The sequence below is a fragment of the Faecalibacterium sp. OF04-11AC genome, from assembly GCF_003460645.1.
Classification (GTDB): domain Bacteria; phylum Bacillota; class Clostridia; order Oscillospirales; family Ruminococcaceae; genus Faecalibacterium; species Faecalibacterium prausnitzii_I.
Map to the genome: position 1 here is coordinate 1 of NZ_QTVP01000015.1, position 22,155 is coordinate 22,155.

The 22,155-nt window shown below is 61.5% G+C and carries 20 protein-coding genes and 2 pseudogenes; 9 read left to right on the top strand and 13 right to left on the bottom strand.

Features of this window, described 5'->3' with window-relative positions:
* The 8 genes and pseudogenes from DXA70_RS08515 to rsmD form a co-directional block, all read right to left on the bottom strand.
* Positions 1-463 (bottom strand): annotated as a pseudogene (locus DXA70_RS08515) (hypothetical protein); the annotation flags it as partial.
* A gap of 29 nt (positions 464-492) precedes the next feature.
* Positions 493-1,542, bottom strand: a complete 1,050-nt coding sequence (gene murF / locus DXA70_RS08520; RefSeq protein ID WP_243001245.1) for a UDP-N-acetylmuramoyl-tripeptide--D-alanyl-D-alanine ligase — start codon at positions 1,540-1,542, stop codon at positions 493-495.
* Positions 1,543-1,547: 5 nt separating this feature from the next.
* Entirely contained in the window at positions 1,548-1,781 is a 234-nt protein-coding gene (locus DXA70_RS14445) for a Mur ligase domain-containing protein (protein WP_243001246.1), read from the bottom strand.
* Between the two features lie 311 nt (positions 1,782-2,092).
* Entirely contained in the window at positions 2,093-4,588 is a 2,496-nt protein-coding gene (locus DXA70_RS08525) for a penicillin-binding protein 2 (protein ID WP_128118218.1), read from the bottom strand.
* A 61-nt stretch (positions 4,589-4,649) separates the two neighbouring features.
* Positions 4,650-5,138 carry a cell division protein FtsL gene (locus tag DXA70_RS08530; RefSeq protein ID WP_112115842.1) on the bottom strand — a complete coding sequence of 163 codons (489 nt, stop codon included), beginning with the start codon at positions 5,136-5,138 and terminating at the stop codon, positions 4,650-4,652.
* 36 nt (positions 5,139-5,174) lie between these two features.
* On the bottom strand, positions 5,175-6,143 hold the full coding sequence (gene rsmH, locus DXA70_RS08535; protein WP_128118219.1) for a 16S rRNA (cytosine(1402)-N(4))-methyltransferase RsmH: 969 nt from the start codon (positions 6,141-6,143) through the stop codon (positions 5,175-5,177).
* A gap of 250 nt (positions 6,144-6,393) precedes the next feature.
* Complete coding sequence (locus DXA70_RS08540) at positions 6,394-6,858, bottom strand: hypothetical protein (RefSeq protein ID WP_022257525.1); 465 nt, start codon at positions 6,856-6,858, stop codon at positions 6,394-6,396.
* Positions 6,855-7,430 carry a 16S rRNA (guanine(966)-N(2))-methyltransferase RsmD gene (gene rsmD / locus DXA70_RS08545; RefSeq protein ID WP_112115841.1) on the bottom strand — a complete coding sequence of 192 codons (576 nt, stop codon included), beginning with the start codon at positions 7,428-7,430 and terminating at the stop codon, positions 6,855-6,857. Before rsmD ends, DXA70_RS08540 begins: the two co-directional genes overlap by 4 nt.
* A 159-nt stretch (positions 7,431-7,589) precedes the next feature.
* Between rsmD and DXA70_RS08550 the strand changes: the two are divergent.
* From DXA70_RS08550 to DXA70_RS08570, 6 genes and pseudogenes are all read left to right on the top strand, one after another.
* A pseudogene (locus DXA70_RS08550) lies at positions 7,590-8,209 on the top strand (flavodoxin family protein).
* Positions 8,210-8,312: 103 nt separating this feature from the next.
* On the top strand, positions 8,313-9,218 hold the full coding sequence (locus DXA70_RS14450; protein WP_243001247.1) for a sugar-binding domain-containing protein: 906 nt from the start codon (positions 8,313-8,315) through the stop codon (positions 9,216-9,218).
* Positions 9,125-10,708: a glycoside hydrolase family 2 TIM barrel-domain containing protein gene (locus DXA70_RS08555; RefSeq protein WP_243001255.1), complete on the top strand. Its 1,584-nt coding sequence runs from the start codon at positions 9,125-9,127 to the stop codon at positions 10,706-10,708. Before DXA70_RS14450 ends, DXA70_RS08555 begins: the two co-directional genes overlap by 94 nt.
* Positions 10,709-10,849: 141 nt before the next feature.
* The gene (locus DXA70_RS08560) at positions 10,850-11,245 is read left to right on the top strand and encodes a hypothetical protein (RefSeq protein WP_128118220.1); all 396 of its coding nucleotides are present in this window, start codon (positions 10,850-10,852) and stop codon (positions 11,243-11,245) included.
* Between the two features lie 3 nt (positions 11,246-11,248).
* Positions 11,249-12,079, top strand: a complete 831-nt coding sequence (locus DXA70_RS08565; RefSeq protein ID WP_112148677.1) for a DUF5685 family protein — start codon at positions 11,249-11,251, stop codon at positions 12,077-12,079.
* Between the two features lie 166 nt (positions 12,080-12,245).
* Positions 12,246-13,007 carry a J domain-containing protein gene (locus tag DXA70_RS08570; protein WP_128118221.1) on the top strand — a complete coding sequence of 254 codons (762 nt, stop codon included), beginning with the start codon at positions 12,246-12,248 and terminating at the stop codon, positions 13,005-13,007.
* Between the two features lie 67 nt (positions 13,008-13,074).
* On the opposite strand, the gene DXA70_RS08575 is transcribed toward DXA70_RS08570, so the two are convergent.
* The 3 genes from DXA70_RS08575 to serC form a co-directional block, all read right to left on the bottom strand.
* Positions 13,075-14,016 (bottom strand): hypothetical protein, encoded by a 942-nt coding sequence (locus tag DXA70_RS08575; protein ID WP_128118222.1) that lies wholly within the window; start codon positions 14,014-14,016, stop codon positions 13,075-13,077.
* A 245-nt stretch (positions 14,017-14,261) separates the two neighbouring features.
* The gene (locus DXA70_RS08580; RefSeq protein ID WP_128118223.1) at positions 14,262-15,422 is read right to left on the bottom strand and encodes a phosphoglycerate dehydrogenase; all 1,161 of its coding nucleotides are present in this window, start codon (positions 15,420-15,422) and stop codon (positions 14,262-14,264) included.
* A gap of 24 nt (positions 15,423-15,446) precedes the next feature.
* Positions 15,447-16,529 (bottom strand): 3-phosphoserine/phosphohydroxythreonine transaminase, encoded by a 1,083-nt coding sequence (gene serC, locus DXA70_RS08585; protein ID WP_128118224.1) that lies wholly within the window; start codon positions 16,527-16,529, stop codon positions 15,447-15,449.
* Positions 16,530-16,860: 331 nt separating this feature from the next.
* Here serC and DXA70_RS08590 point away from each other — a divergent pair, with 331 nt between their 5' ends.
* From DXA70_RS08590 to DXA70_RS14455, 3 genes are all read left to right on the top strand, one after another.
* Positions 16,861-17,283: a BlaI/MecI/CopY family transcriptional regulator gene (locus tag DXA70_RS08590; RefSeq protein WP_128118225.1), complete on the top strand. Its 423-nt coding sequence runs from the start codon at positions 16,861-16,863 to the stop codon at positions 17,281-17,283.
* Between the two features lie 247 nt (positions 17,284-17,530).
* Positions 17,531-18,589 (top strand): 23S rRNA (uracil(1939)-C(5))-methyltransferase RlmD, encoded by a 1,059-nt coding sequence (gene rlmD, locus DXA70_RS08595; protein WP_243001248.1) that lies wholly within the window; start codon positions 17,531-17,533, stop codon positions 18,587-18,589.
* Positions 18,511-18,684, top strand: a complete 174-nt coding sequence (locus DXA70_RS14455; RefSeq protein ID WP_243001249.1) for a hypothetical protein — start codon at positions 18,511-18,513, stop codon at positions 18,682-18,684. Before rlmD ends, DXA70_RS14455 begins: the two co-directional genes overlap by 79 nt.
* A gap of 237 nt (positions 18,685-18,921) precedes the next feature.
* Here the strand turns inward: DXA70_RS14455 and DXA70_RS08600 are convergent, their stop codons facing one another.
* Positions 18,922-21,363 carry a homocysteine S-methyltransferase family protein gene (locus DXA70_RS08600; protein ID WP_128118226.1) on the bottom strand — a complete coding sequence of 814 codons (2,442 nt, stop codon included), beginning with the start codon at positions 21,361-21,363 and terminating at the stop codon, positions 18,922-18,924.
* Positions 21,350-22,039, bottom strand: coding sequence for a vitamin B12 dependent-methionine synthase activation domain-containing protein (locus tag DXA70_RS08605; protein WP_112115829.1), 690 nt, complete (start codon positions 22,037-22,039; stop codon positions 21,350-21,352). The genes DXA70_RS08600 and DXA70_RS08605 overlap by 14 nt, the downstream gene beginning before the upstream one ends.
* Between the last annotated feature and the right edge of the window lie 116 nt (positions 22,040-22,155).

Sequence of the window (22,155 nt, forward strand, 5' to 3'; positions counted from 1 at the left end):
GGCGGAGGCCCAGCGGGGCATGGCGGCGCAGGCGGGCCAGGTCATCGGCCAGGCCCACGGCCCCAAAGGCCAGCGCCCCAAACAGCGCGATGCGGCGCAGGCGGGCCAGGTCATCGGCCAGGCCCACGGCCCCAAAGGCCAGCGCCCCAAACAGCGCGATGAGGAGCCGGGTGGTCCACAGGCCCTCATCCCCCAGCAGGGCAGGCTCTGCCACGCAGGCGGCCGTCCAGCCCACGCCCACCGCTGCCAGCGTGCCCACCATGAGGCAGAGGCCCCCCATGGTCGGGGTGGCCGGGGGCGGCAGGTCGTCCGGGTCGCTGTCCGGCTGCAGCTGAGAGGTCTGCGGTGCCTCGGGCTCCTGCCCGGGGCCGAACGCCCGGAGCAGCGGCACCATGAAATTCCCGAGCGCCGCCGTGAGGAAGAACCCCAGCGTTGAGGCGACGATCAAGGCAAAACGGATCATTTTTGTATTACTCCAATTGATATTTCTTTTTATTTTTGCTCATTGTAAAAGATTTCGAGCACTTTTTCCAGCGCCATGCCCCGGCTGGCCTTGACCAGCAGCGCGTCGCCGGGCTGCATCCGGGCCAGCAGCAGTTCTGCCGCCTCCCGGTAGGTATCCACATGGCGGGCCTCCACCCCGGCAGCCGCGGCAGCCTGGGCCGTGCGTTTCGCCTCCGGGCCATAGGCCACGAGGAAGTCCACGCCGTATTCCGCAGCCTGTTTGCCCACCGTCTCATGGGCTTCCGGGCTGATCTCGCCCAGCTCCAGCATATCGCCCAGCAGGGCAAAGCGGCGCTTGCAGGGGTACTCTTTGAACATGGCCAGGGCCGCTTTCATGCTGTCGGGGTTGGCGTTGTAACAGTCCTCGATGACATCCACGCCCTTGCTGTGGACCACTTTCTGGCGCATCCCGGTCTGCTGGAACTGGCTCAGCCCCGCAATGACCCGCTTGGCGTTCAGGCCCAGCCGGGTGGCGGCGGCGTAAGCCGCCAGCGCGTTGGCCACATTGTGGCGGCCCATGGCCGGGATGTGCACCTCGGTGGTGTCTTCCTCCCGGTCTTCCAGCGTAAAGGTCATGCCGTCGTTCTCCTGCCGGATGTTCAGGGCGCAGACGTCCGCGTTCTCATCCCCCAGGCTGAACCAGACCGGGTGGACATGCTCCGGCAGCTTCGCGGCCCGCAGGAACGGGTCATCCCCGTTGAGCACCAGCGGGGCACCGTTGGGCAGGCCCTCGCAGATCTCCAGCTTGGCCTTGCAGATATTCTCCTGGCTGCCCAGGTTGCCAATGTGCGACACACCGATGCAGGTGATGATGCCCACATCCGGGCGGGCGCAGCGGCTCAGCCGCTCGATCTCGCCCCGGTGGCTCATGCCCATCTCCACCACCGCGTACTCCGTCTCTTTGCCGATGCGGAACATGGTGCGGGGCAGGCCCAGCTCGTTGTTCTGGTTGCCCTCGGTCTTGATGGTATTGCCAAAGCCCGCAATGGCGGCGTAGGTCATCTGTTTGGTAGTGGTCTTGCCCACGCTGCCCGTCACGCCCACTACCTTGGGGAAAACTGGCGGCGGTAGTTGGCACCCATCATCATCATGGCGCGGTAGCTGTCCGGGCAGAGGAAACACTTCCCCGCCGGGACATCTTTCACCGGGTGGTTGAGGACGACATATTCGGCCCCTTCTTCCAGTGCTTTGGCCGCGAAATCGTGGCCGTCAAATTTTTCACCGGGGAACGCCACAAAGATGCACCCGGGGCGCACCTCGCGGCTGTCGGTGGTCACAAGGTCGATGGCTGCCTCATCGGCAAAGCCTCCGGGGCCAGGCCTTTTAAAAGAACGCTTGCACTGATTTTATCCATAATGCTTCTCCTGTCTAAACCTCTCAGTCTCGCTATCGCTCGACAGCCGTTCCCCTTTCGGCACTTGCGTCGCCACCCTGCCCCGGCGGGAGTCTTTCCTACCAGGGGAGCCCTTGGCAAAGAGAGTTTGTTTTCGATAAAACGAATTTAATTTGCTGGAAAACGTACCGGACTGCCAAAGCCTCTCCTGACAGGAGAGGTGTCATCGAGCGAAGCGTGGATGACGGAGAGGTTTTATCCACAAATAATTGTAACGATGGTACCACGCTGGACGCTGGTGCCGGGGGCCTCGCTCTGGCTCTGGACCAGACCGTTGGCATCGCCTTCCACCGTGCAGTTCAGGCCCGCTGCCGCCAGCATCTGGCGGGCAAACTCAGCACTTTTGCCGCTGACATCCGGCACCTCGGTGTGGCTGCCCTCGTAAGTGTCCGTGTACAGGTAGATGGTGGTGCCGTAGGGCACCTCGGCCCCGGCGCGGGGATACTGGTAAGTGACCACGGCGGCGGTCTGGTCGGAGCTGCTCTCCATGAGCTGATGCTTGAGGCCCTTGATGTTCAGGGAGACCTGTGCGTTGCTCCACTCCTGCCCGATGAGGTTGGGCACCTTGTAGCTGGTCTGGCCGCGGTCCACGCCGTCGGTCGCAAGGCCCAAGTAGGGGGCCACCTCACTGATGATGTTGCCCACCACAGGCGCCGCCAGAATGGAGGAGTAGTCCGTCCTGGCGTTGTTGGGGTCGTCCAGCATGACGTAGACCAGAATCTCCGGATCATTCGCAGGGAGAACCGCCGCAAAGGAGGCCACTTTCTTGTAGTCGCCGTCGGCGCGGCGGTCCATGTTCAGCTGCTCGGACGTACCGGACTTGCCGCCGATGCGGTAGCCCGCCACGTAGGCGCGGCCGCCGCCGCCCTGCGTGCCGTCCGCCACTTCGTATTCCATGATCTGGCGGATGGCGTCGCTGGCGCTCTCGCTGATGACCTGACGGCGGATGTTGGAACCGATCTCCTGAATGACGTTGCCGTTCTGGTCGGTGATCTTATCCACCACATGGGGGGTGACGAGGTAGCCGCCGTTGACGGCTGCCGAAATGGCGGTGCAGACCTGCAGCGGCGTGACCGCCATGGCCTGACCGAACGCCGAGGAAGCGAGCTGGACTTCGCCCAGCTGGCTGGCGTTGTAGTACTGCATAAAGTTGGTCTCGTTGGGCAGGTCCACACCCGTCCGCTCGGTGAAACCGAACGCGTCAAAGTAATCGTAGAAGAGGCTGGAACCCACCCGCTGGCCCAGCTGGATGAAATAGATGTTGCAGCTATTCCGCAGAGCCATGGCCAGATTCTGCACGCCATGGGCCTTTTTGCCGGCGCAGTGGTAGGTCTGCTTGGCAATGGTGTAGGCACCGGAGCAGTTCAGGGTGGTGTTGAGGGTGGCATGGCCGGAGTCCAGCCCCATGGCCGCCGTGATGACCTTAAAGACGCTTCCGGGGTAGTACAGCTCAGTGATGGTCTTGTTCTTCCACTGGATGTCACGGTAATAGCCCGAGTAATCGCCTTCCGGGTCCAGGATCTTATTGCCCCGCTCATCGGTGATGTAGTTGCCATTCTCATCTTTTTGATAGATGCCGTAGAGCTCCGGCTCCGCGTGGACCAGTTCATCCAGATAAGTCAGGTTCTGGCTGTAATCCAGCGGGTTATTGGGGTCAAAATCCGGCTTGGAGGCCATGGCCAGAATGGCACCCGTCTTGACGTTCATCACGATGGCGGCACCACGGTTCTCGACATTGTTGGCTTTGATGGCCTCGTTCAGATACCGCTCCACCACTTCCTGGATATTGACATCCAGCGAGAGAACAAGGTTGGAGCCGTCCTTGGCTTCGTAAGTGGTGGCGTTCTCGTCGGCAATGGCGTTGCCATAGGCATTGCGGAGAGTGATGGTGCGGCCATTCACACCGGCCAGCGTGGATTCATAGGATTTTTCGAGGCCATAAGTACCGTAGCCGTCGGCATCGCAGAAGCCCAGCACCGAGGCCGCAAAGGCACCATAGGGGTAATCCCGCTGGAAGCTCTTGGTGGAGGAGACAGAGACGCGGCCCTTGCGGATGCCTTTTTCGGCGTTGGCTTTTTTGTGGGCCTTGTTGTACTCCGAGACGTATTTTTCAATGGAGAGCTTGACGGCGTTGTTGACCTTGGTGGCCAGCACCTGATAGGATGAATCGTTTTGGGAGAGGGCGTCGTACACCGTCTGATACTGGGTCTTGTAGGCTTCAGAAGAAGGATCCACGCTGTCCAGCGCCGCGCCATCGCCCGAGAGCAGCCGCAGGGTGATCTGGGTGCTCACCTCATTGAGAGCAGCGGGGTCGATGGTCTTGGTCACCACCTTGGTGTCGTCGTCCGTCTGGCTGGTGAAGAGAGCGCTGCTGTAGCTGGGGTCGGCCCAGATGGTCCATACCACGCTGGTGGATGCCAGCGTGATGCCCGAGGTATCGTAGATCTCGCCGCGGGTAGCCTGAATCGTGCTGTCCAGCAGCTGCTGCTGGGCGGCGTACTGGCGGTACCGGGCACCATCCCGGATCTGGATGTCATATAGGCTGTGGATGACGATGGCCGCCGCCGCCACAACAAAAAAGACCGCCGCGCCGAAGCTGAAATGCCGCAGCGTTGCGCCAAGACGCTCGTGCGGGTCGCTGCGGCGCAGACGGTAGTAGATTTTTTTATGGTTCTTGGGGGATTCTTGCATTGCGTACTCCTGCAGAAACCGAAAAAGCGTGCACTGCCGCACGCTTTCCCGTCATTTCGTTTTATTTTGCCTGGTTGACCGCGCCAATGATGGTCATGGCACCATCGTGCAGAAAATCCGTCCACTGGTGGACTGCCGATTCTTTCCGCACCAGCACGCTGCCCGCATCCAGCCGGATGTAGGTGATCTGGCTCTGGTCGATCTTCATGAGGCCAAGGCGGCTGGCCGCTTCCTCCACACTGGTGATGTTCGTTTTGCTGTTCAGGGCACTGTTGTAGTATGTATACTGACTCTGCTCGCTCACCAGCTGCGCTTTGGCATCCTGGATCTGGTCGTTGAGTTCCACCAGCTGGGCTTCGCTCCACAGCAGGCTGACCGCAAAACCCACCATCAGCGCCACCGAGATGAGCTGGATGGCGTGCTGCATGGCAGCCTGGAACGGGGTAAGGCGCCGCTTGCCGCCTTTTTCCACCCGCAGAGGGACGTTCTTCCGCGTCTGCGGTGCTCTTCTGCGGCGCACCGCGTTCATATCATATGCTGCCTGGCCCATGGTAGGTCTCCTCCTCACTCAGATGCCGTAACGCATTCAAATTTTTTCCAGTACCCGCAGATGGGCGGAACGGCTGCGCCGGTTTTCTTCCAGCTCCCGCGTGTTCGCCTCAATGGGTTTGCGGGTGATGAGCTTCGCCTTGGCTTTGCCGCCGCAGACACAGACCGGGAACTCCGGCGGGCAGGTGCAGGCAGTGGACCAGCGGCGGAACTTGTTCTTTACCAGCCGGTCTTCCAGCGAGTGGAATGTGATGACACACAGCCGCCCGCCCGGGGCAAGATGCTCAAAAATGGTGTCCAGCCCCTCCTCCAGAGCGTCCAGCTCGTGGTTGACCGCAATGCGCAGCGCCTGGAACGTGCGCCGCGAGGGGTTTTTGTTTTTGCGCCGCTCCGCAGGCGGCATGGCACTGGCCACGATATCGGCCAGCTGAAGCGTTGTTTCAATGGGGGCCGTCTCCCGTGCCTCCACGATCTTGCCCGCGATCTGCCAGGCAAAGGGTTCCTCGCCGTAATCGCGCAGGATGCGGGCCAGCTCTTCCCGGCTCTCGGTGTTCACGAGGTCGGCGGCGGTCTCGCCCTCCTGGCTCATCCGCATGTCCAGCGGGGCGTCCGCCCGGTACGAAAAGCCCCGGGCCGCGTCGTCCAGCTGGTGGCTGGAAACGCCCAGGTCCAGCAGCGCGCCATTGATCTTCTCAATGCCCAGCTGCTCCAGAGCTTGTCCGGCATAGCGGAAGTTGATCTGTACCACCGTGGCAGGCAGGCCCGCCAGCCGCGCCCGGGCGGTCTGTACCGCGTCCGGGTCCTGGTCCAGCGAGATGAGCCGCCCGCCCTTTGCGCCGTCCAGCCGGAGGGCGATCTGCCGGGAGTGTCCCGCGCCGCCCGCCGTGCCGTCCAAGTAAGTGCCTGCCGGGTCGATGGCAAGCCCGTCCAGGCACTCGTTCAGCAGCACAGGGATATGCTCAAACGAGGCCGGGTCAAAGGCTTGCGGGTTGGTTTGTGGTTCCACAGGGCCCAGCCTCCTTTCAAATGTCTCAAAATTGGGATGCTGTCAGGCTGGAAGCGTTGGAATTTTGCACCATTCTTCCGCTCCCACTGATACAAGTTTATTTTAACAAATCAAGCCCCCGATTGCAAGGATTTTCCGCTTGCCAAATGTGACAAAAAATGCCCCTGTGAGCCGTCATTTTTGCTCACAGGGGCCGCGGAAGCGAGACACTCCGTTTTCGGGGTCGATTTTGCCCGCCGAATTTCTCTGGTCACAGGGTGGTTTTGCGGGGTGACTGGCGCAGGTTTGCCCGCACGCTCTTGACCTGGGCGGCATTTTCCGCCATGGTCTCCTCGGTGGTCTTGAGCATATTGTCACAGTAGTCCGTCACGGTCTGGCGGACGGTGCGGGCCTCGGTCTGGGCGGCAGAGACGATCTCGGAAGCGCGCTGCTGCGCCGCTTTTACGATCTCCGCCTCACTGACCAGGATGCGGGCACGCTCCTCCGCCTTTTTCACGATGGCCTGTGCCTGCGCGTTGGCCGATTCAATCAGCTGGGCGCGGTCGCTGACGATGGACTGGGCCTGCCGCAGCTCCACCGGGAGGTTCGAGCGGACCTCGTCCAGATAGTCCCGAATTTGTTCCACGTCCACAATGCGTTTGCCGCCCGAAAGGGGCATTCCGGCGCTCTCTTCCAGCGCGTCCTCAATGGTATCCAGAAGCTCGTTTACGTTCATTCTTCCACTCCTCCGGTTTCTTCCTCGGCAGCCATGGGTTTGGTGTACTTCCACAGCAGCACCTTGCCGTATTTATACTGCTTTTTGAGGGTCAGGCTGCCCACCTCGGCAGGCAGCACCAGGCCCGTCTCACTTTCGCACAGGACGATGCCGCCGGGTGCCACGCGTTTCTCCACGCCGGGCAGGATCTTTTCCAGCGTACCACCCCGGAACGGCGGGTCCAGCAGAACCAGGTCGAACTGCTCATGGCAGGCCGAGAGGTAGCGGGCCGCCTCGCCGATGTTGACCCGGCTGCGGTCAAACACGCCGCAGTTTTTGCAGTTTTTCATCACGATGTTCACGGCGTCGCGGTTCTCATCCAGAAAAACGCAGCGGGCCGCCCCGCGGGAAAGGGCCTCGATGCCCAGCTGGCCGCTGCCAGCGTACAGGTCCAGCACCCGGGCGCCGGGCAGATCAAATTGGACGATGCTGAACATGGCCTCCTTGACCTGATCGAGGGTGGGGCGGGTCACGTCGGTGCCGGGCAGTGCTTCCAGCCGTCTGCCCCGGGCTTCTCCTGCAATTACGCGCATGTTTGGCCTCCTTTAAAGCTCTTGTTTTCGTAACTTTATATTAAAGTCAAATCCCCGTGCTTTGTCAAGTAGCTGCGTTGCACTCCGGGCTGTTTTGTGCTAAAATCAGGCCAGAACGCGCCGGAACTTCCGCGCGGCGCACAAAGGAGAGTATTTGTTATGCATGTTCTGCTCATCAACGGCAGTCCCCACGAAAAGGGCTGCACTTACACCGCCCTCAGCCTGGTGGCCGGGGAGCTCAACGCCGCCGGCATCACCACTGAGATCTTGAATGTCGGCACCAAGCCCGTGGGCGGCTGCATCGGCTGCGGCGGCTGTGCCAAGGGCAATGGCTGCGTGTTTGGCGGCGTGGTCAACGAGGCCATCGAGAAGCCCGGACCGCCGACGCCTTTGTCTTCGGTACCCCGGTGCACTACGCTTCCGCCTCCGGCAACATGACCAGCTTCCTGGACCGTCTGGCCTACGCGGGCGGCAAGTATCTGGCCTATAAGCCCGCCGCCATCTGCGCTTCCGCCCGCCGGGCCGGCACCACCTCCGCGCTGGATCAGCTGGTCAAGTACCCGGAGTTCTTCCACATGCCGCTGGTGAGCGGCTCCTACTGGCCCATGGTGCACGGCTCCAACCCCGAACAGGTTTTGCAGGATGAAGAGGGCTGCGCCGTGATGAAAGAGCTGGGCCGGAACATGGCCTGGCTGCTCCAGTGCATCGAGGCAGGCAAGGCCGCCGGGATCTCCCACCCGGAGAACCCCCGCCGCCCCATGACCAATTTTATTCGATAATTTTCCCATGAAAGCACCGAAATTGCACTTCGGTGCTTTTTTCGTTCATAACTTTGTGGTAGCATAGGAGGAGAATGTTGATTCACCGAGGGAGAGAACGGCGATGGAACACTACGATTGGAACGACGGCTGGCTGTTTGCCCCCGTCTTTACCCCCGCACTCGTACAGCCGGACCGCGCGGAAGAGCTGACCCCCGTGCGCGTCCCGCACACGGTCAAGCCCCTGCCCTACAACTACTGCAACGAGAACGATTGCCAGCGGCTTTCCGGCTACCGGAAAGAGTTTTTCGCGCCCAAGGAGTGGGAGGGCCGCACGGTCCTGCTCACGTTCGGGGCAGTGGCCCACGACGCCACCGTTTTCTGCAACGGGCGGCGGATGTTCCACCACGGCTGCGGCTACACTGCTTTTACGGTCGATCTGACCGCCGCTCTCCGGCTGGGCCAGAAAAACGTGGTGGCCGTCCGGTGCGACAGCCGCGAGGATCTGAACATCCCGCCCTTTGGCGGCCAGCTGGACGGCCTGACCTACGGCGGCATCTACCGCGCCGTCTCGCTGGACATCAAGGAGCCCGCCTACCTGCGGGATATCTTCATCGAGGCAAAGGCCGAGGGCGATTTCCGCATCTATTCCTCCACCGTGGGCGAGACGGTGGGCTGCACGTTACAGGCCGAGATCCGCAGTCCCTCGGGCAGCCGGGCCCTCTACCAGGGGGAACTCTCCCTCCCTATCGTGGGCACTTTGAACGGCGTCCACCCCTGGAGCTCGAACACCCCTCCCTCTACACCCTTACCGTCCGGCTCATCCGTCCGGGCACCAACGGCCTGCCGGACCGTGTCCTGGATGAGCGGAGCACCCGGTTTGGCTTCCGCACCCTCCAGTTTGTGGCCGGGGGACTGTACCTCAACGGCCAGCGGGTGGAGCTGCGGGGCCTCAACCGCCACCAGAGCTACGCCTACCAGGGCTATGCCATGCCGGACAGCATCCAGCGGCTGGATGCCCAGCTGCTGAAAAAAGAGCTGGGCTGCAACGCCGTCCGCACCAGCCACTGTCCCCCCAGCCCGGCGTTCCTCGACGCCTGCGACGAGCTGGGCATCCTCGTGTTCACGGAAATGCCCGGCTGGCAGCACCTGGGCGACGACACCTGGAAAGCCCAGGCTTTGCAGAACTGCCGGGAGATGGTCTGCCAGTACCGCAACCACCCCAGTATCTTTTTGTGGGGCGTGCGGGTCAGCGGCAGCGCCGACGACGAGGCGTTTTACAAGCGCACCCATGAGACCGTCCACCGGCTGGACCCCACCCGCCCCACGGCCGGGGCCCGGGGCTTCCACAAGAGCCAGCTGCTGGAGGACGTGTATGCCTACAACGATTACTCCTACCGGGGCCGCGGCTCCGGGTGCGAGCCCCGCAGTGCCGTGACGCCGGACCTGCGCCGGGGATATCTCATCAGCGAGTTCGGGGGGCAGCAGTTCCCCGCCAAAGCCTTTGACGACGAGCCCCACCGGCTGGCGCAGGCTCTGCGCTACGCGGCTGTCCTCAACGACAGCATCGCCCAGCAGGGCGTGGCCGGCAGCTTTGGCTGGTGCATGACCGATTACAACACCCACCGGGAGTTTGGCAGCGGCGACCGCGTCAGCTACCACGGCGTGATGGACCTGTTCCGCAACCCGAAGCTCTCCGCCGCCGTCTATGCCAGCCAGAAAACGCCCCGCGCTCCCTCGGACATCGTGCTGGAAGTCTCTTCCGGCATGGCACTGGGCGATCTGCCCGGCGGCATTCCGGTGGCCTGCTGGGTCTTTACCAACGCCGAGAGTGTCCGCCTGTACCGTGACAACGATTTTGTGGCCGAGTTTTCTCCTGACCGCCGGGGCCGTTTTGCGGCTCTTCCCCATCCGCCCATTGAAATCCAGGATTTCGTGGGTTCCCTGCTGGAAAAATACGAGGGGCTGGACCGGGCCGCGGCCCCGCAGGTGGCCGCCATCCTCAACGAGATGCGCCGGGACGCCATGGAGCTCTCGCCCCTGTCCCGGGCTCGGATGCTTTCGCTCCGGCTCAGCGCGCAGGAGCTGCTGCGGATGTATTACAAGTACATCGGCGTGCTGGGCAGCCCCACCAGTGTCTACCGCTTTGAGGCCGTCTGGCATGGCCGGGCCGTCAAGACCGTCATCCGGGAGCCCGTGCAGAGCGTCCGGCTGGAATGCACGGTCCACAACCCCATCCTGACCGACGGCCCCACCTGGGACTGCGCCGCCGTCAGCCTGCGGGCCATCGACCAGAACGGCAACCTCCTGCCCTACTGCAGCGAGGCTGTTCAGCTCAGCGTGGAAGGCCCCGTGGAGATTCTGGGCCCCAGCGTCGTGCCGCTGCGGGGCGGCATGGCGGGCACCTATCTGGCTACCACCGGCGAGGCCGGCCGGGCCGTGCTCCATTGCAAAATGGAGGGTGCTTTGGACACCGAGGCCGTGCTGACCATCCGCTGCCGGGAGGAATCCAGAGCTTAAACCCCGTCCTTTCATGATAGATTTGCACTCTGTTCAAAGTTTTATCATGGTTGCATGGTATCCTAATGGCAAAGAAACAGTTAAGGGCAGCACCGGCTGCCCTCCTTTTTAAGCGTATTTGCAAAGGAATGGATGACGTTTATGAGAGAAAAACTCCGCCAGTTTATGATCGGCCGCTATGGCACGGATGGCCTGAACCAGTTTTTGAGCATTGCCTCGATCGTGATGCTGCTGATCTCCCTGATCACCCGGGTCAGCCTGTTCACTTATGTGGGCATGGTGCTGCTGATCCTGTGCTACTACCGCTCTCTGAGCCGCAACATCTCCAAGCGCACCGAAGAGAACTATAAGTTCTACACCATCAAGGACCGCATTACCGGCAAGGCCAACGGCCTGAAAGACCAGTGGACGAACCGCAAGCTTTACCACTACTACCGCTGCCCCCAGTGCCGCCAGAAGCTGCGGGTGCCCCGGGGCCGGGGCCGCATCCAGATCTCCTGCCCCCGCTGCGGCACCCAGTTCATCAAAAAGAGCTGAGTTATGTTTGGTTATGTGATCCCCAATCAGGCCGCCCTCTCCCCGGAGGCGCAGGCCCGCTACCGCACCGCTTACTGCGGGCTCTGCCGCCGCATTGGCGCGCTGCACGGCCTGCGCGGGCGGTTGACCCTGAGCTATGACCTGACGTTTCTGAACCTGCTCCTCTCCAGCCTGTACGAGGGCGAGACGGAGTGCGTGCAGGGCTGCGGGCACTGCCCCATCCACCCGGTGCGGAAGATCCACTGGCGTTCCAGCGGCCCCACCGATTACTGCGCCGATCTGAGCGTGGCGCTCCACTACTACAACGCGCAAGATAAATGGAACGATGACCACAGCCTGCTGGGCCTTGGGTTTGAAAAACTGCTGGCTGCCCCCACACAGGACGCCGCCGCCCGCTGGCCCCGCCAATGTGAGGCCATCCGCAGCTGCCTGGATCAGCTGGCCGAGTATGAGGCCGCCGGCAGCGAAGATTTAGACGCCGTCTCCGGCTGCTTTGGCCAGCTGATGGCGGAGCTGTTTGATTACAAGCAGGATCACTGGTCGCCGGAGCTGCGGAGCATCGGCTTCCACCTGGGCAAGTATCTCTATCTGCTGGACGCTTACGATGATTTAGAGCGGGATCAGCGCAAGGGCGCCTACAATCCGCTCAAGACCCTGAGCCAGCAGCCCGGATACGAAGAAGAGATGCGGGAAATTTTTGAGCTGCTGCTGGCCCGCTGCGCCAAGAGCTTTGAGCGCCTGCCCTGCGTGGAGGATGCAGACTTGCTGCGCAACATCCTGTATTCCGGCGTGTGGCTCAAATACAACTGCAAAAACGCCAAAAAAGAGAAATAACCCTCTCGGGCGCTCACGCGCCAGGTCTCGCCTCTCCCTTTGGGAGAGGTGTCATTTTGCGAAGAAAAATGACGGAGAGGGCGCGGAAACACTTGATTTATTCTCTGTGTTCCTGTAGACTGAGAAAGTATTGTGACCAATGCTAGAGACGTGAGGAAGTAGACCGATGAGAGACCCCTATGAGGTGCTGGGCATCCAGCGCGGTGCAAGCGATGAAGAGATCAAAAAGGCATACCGGGCCAAGTGCAAGCGCTGGCACCCGGACCTGAACCCCAACGACCCGACGGCTGAAGAGCACTTCAAGGAGGTGCAGGCCGCTTACGATGCCATCACCAAGGGTGAGACCCAGCAGCAGGCCGGCGGCTATGGTTACGGGCAGCAGGGCTACAGCAACCCCTACGGCAATTATCAGCAGCAGGGCAGCTACCAGCAGAACGGCTATTACAGCAGCCAGAACAACGGCTATACCGATTTTGGCGGCTTTGATTTCGACCCGTTCGGTTTCGGGTTCAACTTTGGCGGCTACCAGCAGCAGAGCGGTGCCAGCTACAACAGCACCGGCAGCGCCGAGATGCAGGCCGCCCGCAACTTCATCATGAACCGCCGCTACGCCGAGGCCCGCCGGGTGCTGGACAGCATGAACGCCCGGAACGCCCGCTGGTATTACCTCTCCTCCCTGGCCAACCAGGGCCTGGGCAACAGCATCGACGCCCTGCAGGACGCCCGCCGCGCCGCCCAGCTGGACCCGAATAATACCGAGTACCAGATGCACCTGCGCAACTTGCAGAACCCCGGCCAGACCTACCGTACCCAGACCACTTACGCCCAGCCCGGCGGACTGATGCGCTGGTGCTGGAGCATGATCCTGCTCAACCTGCTGTGCAACTGCTGCTGTGGCGGCGGCTGGGGCTGGCGGTTCCGGATGTAAGCATTTTCATTTTGATCAACATAACAGAAGCCAGTGCGGTGCACGGGGCCTTTGCTGTTATGCGTCTTTAATTGATCACGATGGTCCGGGTGATCTTTTCGCTGGAGTAGTTGCCAGCGGCCTTGGCCGTCTGCGTGTAGGTGCCCGGCTCGGTGGGGAAGCCGCCGATGGTCGTACCGCCAAAGAAGCTGCTCTTCTTTTTATAGCTGTAGGTCACCTTGCCGTTCTCAACCACCTGCCCGTCGGACTCGACGACAGCGGCAGCGTTGAAGCTCCGAGCCTCTTCCACGGTCATGGCGGCGGGAGCCTCCTGGGCCCAGTAGACCCGGACGCCCTCCGTCTTGGGCTTGATTTTGAAGAATGCCACGCCCGCGGTGTTCAGATCACCGGATTCCAGCGCGATGGCACCGGCAATGTAGCTGCCGGCATCGCTGGGCTGTTCATCCACATAAATGCGGCTCATGCTGCCCGCCGGCAGATACTTGCGGATCATCTCCAGCGCCAGCCGGAGGCCAGTGGAAACATCCTTGATGGTGGGGATATAAAACTGCAGAGCATCCATCACCGAGGCGACCTCATCGGCCACCCGAAGCAGCACCTCCACGTCGTTGCCGTCGATGAGCTGCTTGATGTAGGAATACAGGTTGAAATCGGTGGTCTGGTCCGGCGTTGCGGACATCCGCTTGGGCAGCGGGATCATTTTGAGCAGGGTGCGGATCTTATCGGAGAAGACCAAGGTCACAAAGCCTTTTGCCTCGCCCTTGGTGCCCAGCACCACCCCCAGATACTGCGTCTCGGCCGGGCGAGTCTCCACCACCAGCTCAAACGGAGAGCCGTACACCAGCGGGCCGGAGGCCGTCAGCTTGATGGACACCGGGCCGTTGCTCTCCTCCAGCGCCGCGCTGCCGGGCAGAGCCGACGCTGCCGAGGCGGCCACAGCCGGGGTCACGGCGACACCCAGCGTCAAAACCGCTGCTAAAAACAGTGAAAGAATGCGTTTGGCGTTCATATGCAAAACCTCCTGTTTGCAAAACTTCCGGCAGAGTTTCCGCATTCTGCACGGGCCCGGAGCACCGCCCCAAACGCGGCACTCCGGATAGTCTCATTTTACCGCAAACCGGAGGGCAAATCAACAACGGGATTCAACCAGTTCCACTTTTTGAGGTACTTTTTTCCCGCCGCTGCCGTAAAGAGCCGCTGCCCGGACGGGCGGCGGCTCTTTGCGTATAAAAAGGTTCGGGGAAGATCTCCGTGTTACAGGATGCGCACCCGGATGACGGCGGGGATGGCAGCCAGCTTTTCGGCCAGCTTGCCGTCCACGGCACCGGTCGCGTCCAACATGGTGTAGGCCATATTCTTTTTGCTCTTGTTCATCATGTTTTCGATGTTCAGGCCCGCCTCGGTGGTCAGGGCGGTGATTTGGCTGATCATGCCCGGCTCATTCTTGTGAATGATGCAGATACGCTTGCCGCCGGCACGGGGCTGGTGGACTTCCGGCATGTTGACCGAGTGGGCAATATTGCCGTTTTTGATGTAATCGCTGATCTCCTGCGCTGCCATGACGGCGCAGTTGTCCTCGGCTTCCGGGGTGGAAGCGCCCAGGTGCGGGGTGCAGACGACGCCCGGCTTGCCCAGCAGGGCCTCGGTGGGGAAATCGGTCATGTAACCGGAGACCTTGCCCGTCTCCATGGCGTCCAGCAGGGCGGGGGTGTTCACCAGCTCGCCGCGGGCGTAGTTCAGGATCCTGACGCCATCCTTGCACAGGGCCAGTGTCTGGGCATTGATGGTATCTTTCGTGGTGGGCAGGTAGGGCACATGGATGGTGATGTAATCGCAGAGAGGCAGCATGTCGTTCAGGTTGACACAGTGGTGCACCTGGCTGCTCAGGTTCCAGGCCGCGTCAATGGAGATGTAGGGATCGTAGCCGTAGACCTCCATGCCCAGCGCGATGGCACAGTTGGCCACCCGGGAACCGATGGCACCCAGACCGACGACGCCCAGCGTCTTGCCCTTGATCTCGTTGCCCACAAACTGCTTTTTGCCCTTTTCCACGCTCTTGGCCATGGCGGCATCCCCGGCCAGCCCCTGGGTCCACTGGGCGGCGTCAGCCACATTGCGGCTGCCCGCGATCAGCATTCCGATGACCAGCTCGGCCACGGCATTGGCGTTGGCACCCGGCGTGTTGAACACCACGATGCCCTGCTCACTGCAGCGGTCCAGCGGGATGTTGTTGACGCCTGCACCGGCGCGGGCAATGGCCAGCAGGTTGTCCTTGAACGTGGTGTTCAGCAGGTCCGCGCTGCGGACGAGGATGCCGTCCGGCGCGTCGGCATCCACCGACACGTCAAAGAGGTTTTTGGGGAGCTTTGCCAGGCCCACCGGGCTGATGGCGTTGAGGGTTTTGATGGTAAACATACTTTCCGATCTCCTATACACAAATCAGGCATTCGCCTTGCGGAATTTCTCCATAAAATCGACCAGCTTGTCGATGCCCTCGCTGGGCATGGCGTTGTAGATGGAGGCGCGCATACCGCCTACCAGACGGTGGCCTTTCAGGTTGACAAAGCCTGCCTCCGCGGCCTCCGCACAGAATTTCTTGTCCATGTCGGGGTTGGGGCTGGTGAACGTGACGTTCATCGTGCTACGGTAACGGTGCTCGACGGGGTTGTTGTAGAAGTCCTGGCCGTCCAGATAATCGTAGAGGACTTTCGCCTTGGCTTCGTTGATCTTCTGCATGTTGGCCAGGCCGCCGATGTCGTTTTCCAGGTACTTGAGCACCAGCCCGGTCATGTAGATGCACCAGCAGGGAGGCGTGTTGTACATGCTGTCCTTGTTGATCAGGGTGGTGTAGTTCATCATGGTGGGCACATTGTCCGCTGCTTTGCCCAGCAGATCGTCCCGGATGATGGCAATGGCCATACCGGCAGGGGCCACATTCTTCTGGACACCAAAATAGATGCATCCGTACTTGGTCACATCCACAGGCTTGGAGAGGATCATGGAGCTCATATCCGCCACCAGCGGCACGCCCTCCACCTGCGGCACCTCCACATACTGGGTGCCGAAGATGGTGTTGTTCTGGCAGATGTGGATGTAGCTTGCATCCTTATTGTAAGGGATGGCGTTCACATCCGGGATGTAGGTAAAGTTTTTGTCCTTGCTGGAGGCCACGATGTTGGCCTCGCCGAACTTGGCGGCTTCTTTGGCGGCCAGGTTGGAGAAGTTGCCGGTCACGATGTAATCGGCCTTGCCCGTGGTCATAAAGTTCAGGGGCACCATGGCAAACTGCTGGGTAGCACCGCCCTGGAAAAAGCCGATCTTGTAATGATCCGGGATGTTCATGACCCGGCGCAGGGTGGCTTCCGTCCCAGTGATGATGGCATCAAACCACTTGCTGCGGTGGCTCATCTCCATCACGCTCTGGCCGCTGTCGCCGTACTCGAGCAGCTCGGCCTGTGCCTGCTTCAGAACTTTCTCGGGCAGCATGCTGGGCCCCGCGCTGAAATTATATACTCGTGCCATAATGCACCTCTCCTTTTCCCTCGGTGATTCATGGAAACGCCGCCCGAACCTTGGCGGCGTTCGTGTTCTGGATTTGTCCGTAGTATACCGGTTCTGAGGGGTGCAAAACAAGAGCATCTTTGCACAAAGATGCAGCGTTCCTGTCCGCATTGAAATCGCAAAGCGCACAAACGTTCGTCGTATAAGAACAAATTCTAAGACATCTGTAAAATAAGTACAGAATCACCGCATGACCACTCGATTTTCCGCTCTTGCGCTTTGGTGTGGATTCTGGTAAAATAGAAGTATCAGAGACAATTGTAAAAGCATTTTTTTGAAAGGAGGCGTTCCCATGTACGGTATCCCGGAGCACTGCCAGCCCCTTTCCCCCGCCGAGGAGCAGGTGCTGCTGGCCGTCTGGGCCTGCCGCCCGCCTGCCACCCGGCGCGACATCGGTGAAAAGCTGGCTGCCAAGGGCTGGGCCCCGGCCACGGTGCTCAACTTCTTGTATCGGCTGGAAAAAAAGGGCTGGGTGAAGAGCGGCAAGGACCAGAACCGCAACACCTACACCCCCACCGTTACCCGCCGGGCCTACGGCGTGGCCGCCATGCGGGAACGGCTGGACACCGTCTTCGGCGGCGACCTCGCCGAGGCCGTCCGGGCCCTCGTCAGCGAGAGCGGCTGCGGCCAGAGCGAGCTGGAACAGGCCATGGCCGTCCTGGCCGAAAAGCAGGCTGAAGCGGAAGAATATGATTTGTATGACCCATACGGGTAAAGCCCGTGCAAAAACAGAGCAAGCCCTCTCCGGAGGGCCTGTTCTGTTGCGTTTGATCGACATTTATGCTATTCTTGTTTGTAGAAAATACAAAAATGACCGCCTCACAGCCTACCAAACTTGAGCGGTCATTTCTTCTTGACGAATCTGGTAAGGGGCTAGTCGTTTGCAGACAGCGCCTTTTCTATTTGTAGAATCGTGATTTTTTGTTGTTTTGTCAAGCCCGCATGGTGGGCTGGGAGGATCTATGTCAGATTGCAAACTGCGCGCCAAAAACTGCGGCGGCTGCCCGCTTCTGGGGCTGGACTACGCCGCGCAGCTCAAACAAAAAGAAAGCGCCGTCCGCGCCCTGCTGGGCAAATACGGCCCCGTGCACCCCATCCGGGGGATGGATGTCCCCTACCACTACCGCAACAAGGTCATTTCCACCTTTGCCCCGGCAGCGGGCGGGAAGCTCACCTCCGGCATCTATGCGGCCCGCACCCACAAAGTGCTGCCCGTGGAGAGCTGCCTGCTGGAAGACGAAGTGCTGGACAAGGTGCTGCTGGCTGTCCGGGCGGCGGCCAATCGCTGCCGCTACCAGCCCTACAACGAGGACCGCGGCACCGGCCTGCTCCGTCACTGTCTGCTCCGTCGGGCCGTTGCCACCGGGCAGGTGATGGTGGTACTGGTCACGGCCCAGCCCGTTCTGCCCGGTGCCAAGAACTTCGTCCGTTATCTCTTGGAAGAAGCCGAAACGCGCGGCGTCCCTGTGACCACCGTGGTGCAGAATTACAACCCCAGCCAGACCAGCGTTGTGCTGGGCGAGGCCGAAAAAGTGCTGTACGGCAAGGGCTTCATTCTGGACACTCTCTGCGGCAAGACCTATGCCCTGAGCCCCCGCAGCTTCTACCAGGTCAACCCGGTGCAGACGGCGGTGCTCTACGGACTGGCCGTGGATGCCGCCCGCCTGACCGGAAAAGAGACCGTGCTGGACGCCTACTGCGGCATTGGCACCATCGGCCTCACGGCCTCCGGCAAGGCCAGGCAGGTGGTAGGCGTCGAGCTCAACCGGGACGCCGTGCGGGACGCCATTGGCAACGCCAAACACAATGGCGTGAAAACGCGCGCTTCTTCGCCGCGGATGCCACCGCGTGGATCCAGGAAGCCGCCGAAGCGGGCCAGCGGGCAGACGTCATCTTCATGGACCCGCCCCGAGAAGGCTCGACCCCCCGGTTCCTTGAGAGCGTGGCCAGGATGGCCCCGAAGCGGGTGGTCTATGTCAGCTGCAACCCCGAGACCATGGCCCGCGACCTCGCTCTCCTGACCCAAAAAGGCTACCGCGCCGAAGGCTTTGTCCCAGTGGATCTATTCCCCCAGACCGCCCATTGCGAAGTGGTCGGGGCCTTGTCCAGACCGTGAATCAAACACCGTGAAAGCGAGGAAGCAGTATGAATGAGTTTTCACACTTAAAAAACAAGCTTCTGGCGGAGCGGGCTTCCTCGTGGCACGGATCCTCTCTTTCTTTGCTTGACCGACGATTTGATCCTCTTTCAAGTTGTCGTTCCCTGTTCTCCTAATTCATTTACCTTCTAAAACACAGCCGCTCCGGTTTATGCTTTGCCCGGAGCGGCTGTTGTTTTTTATTTTAAATTGAAATCACGCCCCAAAGAACTCTTTTGCGATATCCGCGCTCTGCTTGGCGTCCTTGGCGTACCAGTCCGCACCGATCTTCTCGGCGTACTCGGGGGTCAGCACGGCACCGCCCACCATCACCTTGCAATCCAGCTTGGCGGCGTGGAGGGCCGCAATGGTCTCCTCCATGCTCTTAAGGGTTGTGGTCATCAGGGCGGAGAGGCCCACAAGGTGGACGTCCTTTTCCCGGACAGTCTCCACTACGGTCTCCACGGGAACGTCACGGCCCAGATCGATGACCTCAAAGCCATAGTTTTCAAGGATGACCTTGACAATGTTCTTGCCGATGTCGTGGACATCGCCCTTGACGGTGGCCAGCACGATGCGGCCTTTGCTGGCCCCGGCGCCGCCCCGCTGGGCAATGGCGGTCTTGATCTCGTCAAAAGCGCTCTGGGCCGCGCTGGCGGCCTGCAGCAGCTGCGGCAGGAAGAGCTTCCCTTTCTCGTACTTGACCCCCACGATGTCCAGTGCCGGGATGAGGGCCTCATCCACCAGCTCCAGCGGCTCTTTCTCGGCCAGCAGGGCCTTGGTGCAGGCAGCAGCTTCCCCTTTCAGGCCCTGCTCCACCGCTTTCATCAGGGGGGCATAGGGGCCGGACACCGCCGGGCCCGCTGCCTCCGCGGCGGCAGGGACACTGCTGGCAGCTTTGTCCTGCATGGCCTTGGCCAGCGCCGCCGAGGCGGGCACCTGATCGGCATAGCGGGCAATGTATCTGCCGCTCTGCTTGTCCCGGTTGGTGAGGACGTTGTAGGCATAGACCGCCGCCATCATCTCCTCACTGGAGGGGTTCATGATGGCAAGATCGAGGCCTGCATACATGGCCATGGTGAGGAACGTAGTGTTCAGGTACGGGCGGCAGGGCAGGCCGAAGCTGATGTTGGACACGCCCAGAATCGTCCGTACCCCCAGCTCCGTCTTACAGGTGTGGAGAGCCTGCACCGTGGCAAGCACATCCTCCTGCTGAGCGCTGGCGGTCAGGGTCAGGCAGTCGATGTAAATATCCTCCTGCGGGATGCCCGCTTCCAGCGCCGCTTTTTTGATGCGGCGGGCAATGGCCACACGGTCTTCCGCCTTGGGCTGGATGCCCCGCTCATCAATGGCGAGGCCTACCACGGCGGCACCGTACTTTTTGCACAGGGGCAGAACTTTTTCCAGCACCTCCGGCTCGCCGTTGACCGAGTTGACGATGGGCTTGCCGTTGTAGACCCGCAGGCCCCGCTCCAATGCCTCCGCGTGGGAAGAATCCAGCTGCAGGGGCAGGCTGACCACGCTCTGCAGGGCCTTGACCACCTGCTCCATCAGGGCAGGCTCATCCACACCGGGGGCACCCACGTTGACGTCCAGGATCTGTGCTCCGGCCTCGGCCTGGCTGACCGCCTGCTCGAGGATATAGTTCATGTCGCCGTCCCGCAGGGCCTGCTGGAACCGCTTTTTGCCCGTGGGGTTGATCCGCTCGCCCACCACGGTGATGCCGTCCACATTCACGCAGTCCACCGGGCTGCAGATGACCGAGAGCATCGGGTGCTCCGGGCGGCCCGGCTTGCAATCGGCAAACACGCCGTTGAGCATCTGGATGAACTCCGGCGTGGTGCCGCAGCAGCCGCCCGCCGCAAACAGGTGCAGCTCCCGGTAGGGCTTCATCTGCATAGCGTAAAGCTGCGGGGTGATGTCGTAACCGCTGCCGTCAGCCCGGGGCAGGCCCGCGTTGGGCTTGACGAAGACCGGGAAATCTCCGGGCACGGCCTCCGCCAGCCGCTTGGCCATGGGGAAGATCTCTTTGGGTCCCAGCGAGCAGTTGATGCCCACGGCGTTGGCCCCCAGGCCCCGGGCCGTGGCCGCAAAGCTCTCCACGGTGCAGCCCGTAAAGGTGCGGCCATTGGCCTCAAAGCTCATGCTGGCCATGATGGGCAGGGTGCTGTTCTCCTTGGCGGCCAGCAGAGCCGCTTTCATTTCATACAGGTCGGTGAATGTCTCAAAATAGAGGATGTCCGCCCCGGCAGCCACACCGGCCCGGACGATACGGCCATACTCCGCCACGGCGTCCTCAAAGGCCAGCGTCCCGCTGGGTTCCAGCAGCTCGCCCAGCGGGCCCACATCCAGCGTGACCAGTGCGCCATACGGAGCCACGGCCTGCTTGCAGTTGGCAATGCCCGCCGTAATGACCTCTTCCAGCGTGTACTTGCTGTCGGCCAGCTTGTGGGGCGAAGCGCCAAAGGTATTGGCGTTGACGACGCGGCTGCCAGCGGCTGCGTATTTTGCATGGATGCTCCGGATGAGCTCCGGGTTTTCAATGTTCAAATCTTCCGGCCGGGTCCCCAGCTTCATCCCGGCTGCCTGCAGCATGGTGCCCATGCCGCCATCCAGCAGGATGGTATTGGGCTGATGGAACAGTTCACTCGCTTGCACAGGTCTTCCCTCTCTTTCGATATTCGCACCGGGTACGGAGCACACAATGCCCGCAGCCCGCTAAATGTCCCTTGACCGGGTGGTCACTGAGGCCCAGAATGGCCGTCACGCTCTTGCGGGGGGTCATCAGGTTGGTGTTCAGCACACAGATGCCCGCCCGCCGGGCGGTGTCCAGCACTGCCGCTACTTTCGGCTGCACCGTGATGGGCCAATCGCCGTAGCCCGGCGAGAAGCGGCCCGTGAGGTACTTTTCCTCCCGCGCGGCCCACTGCCGCAGCTCGGCTTCGGCGGCATCCGCCGCCTGCTCCGCCAGGGCGGAACCCAGCGCGTCCGACGCCACGGAGGCGGCAATATCCCCCACCCCGGCCCGGCGGATCTGTGCATCCACGCCGGGGCCCAGAGTGACCGCCAGCATCAGTGCCTGCGGGCAGCCCTCCAGATGCTTCATCACATCCCCGCCCTGCAGGATCCCTGCTTCCAGCAGGCTGTCCACATCGGCTTCCAGCCAGACGGCCCGGGGCGTGGCGGCTGCCAGAATGGGCACCGCGCATTTTTCCAGCAGTGTCCGAGTGGCCGTGTCCGGCTCCCCCCGGGCTCCAAAGTAGCGCGCTGCCTGCGGGATATCGATCTTGGCCGGTTTTTCCAGCACCAGCGGCCTGCTTGGCCCGATGGACATTTCCGCCGCCCCCTTTCCGTAGAATCTGTTTCAGTATACCGCACCGGTGGGATTTTATCAATCCCGCAGACAGAAAAACACCCCTGCACACGGGGCGCAGAGGTGTTTTGCATCCG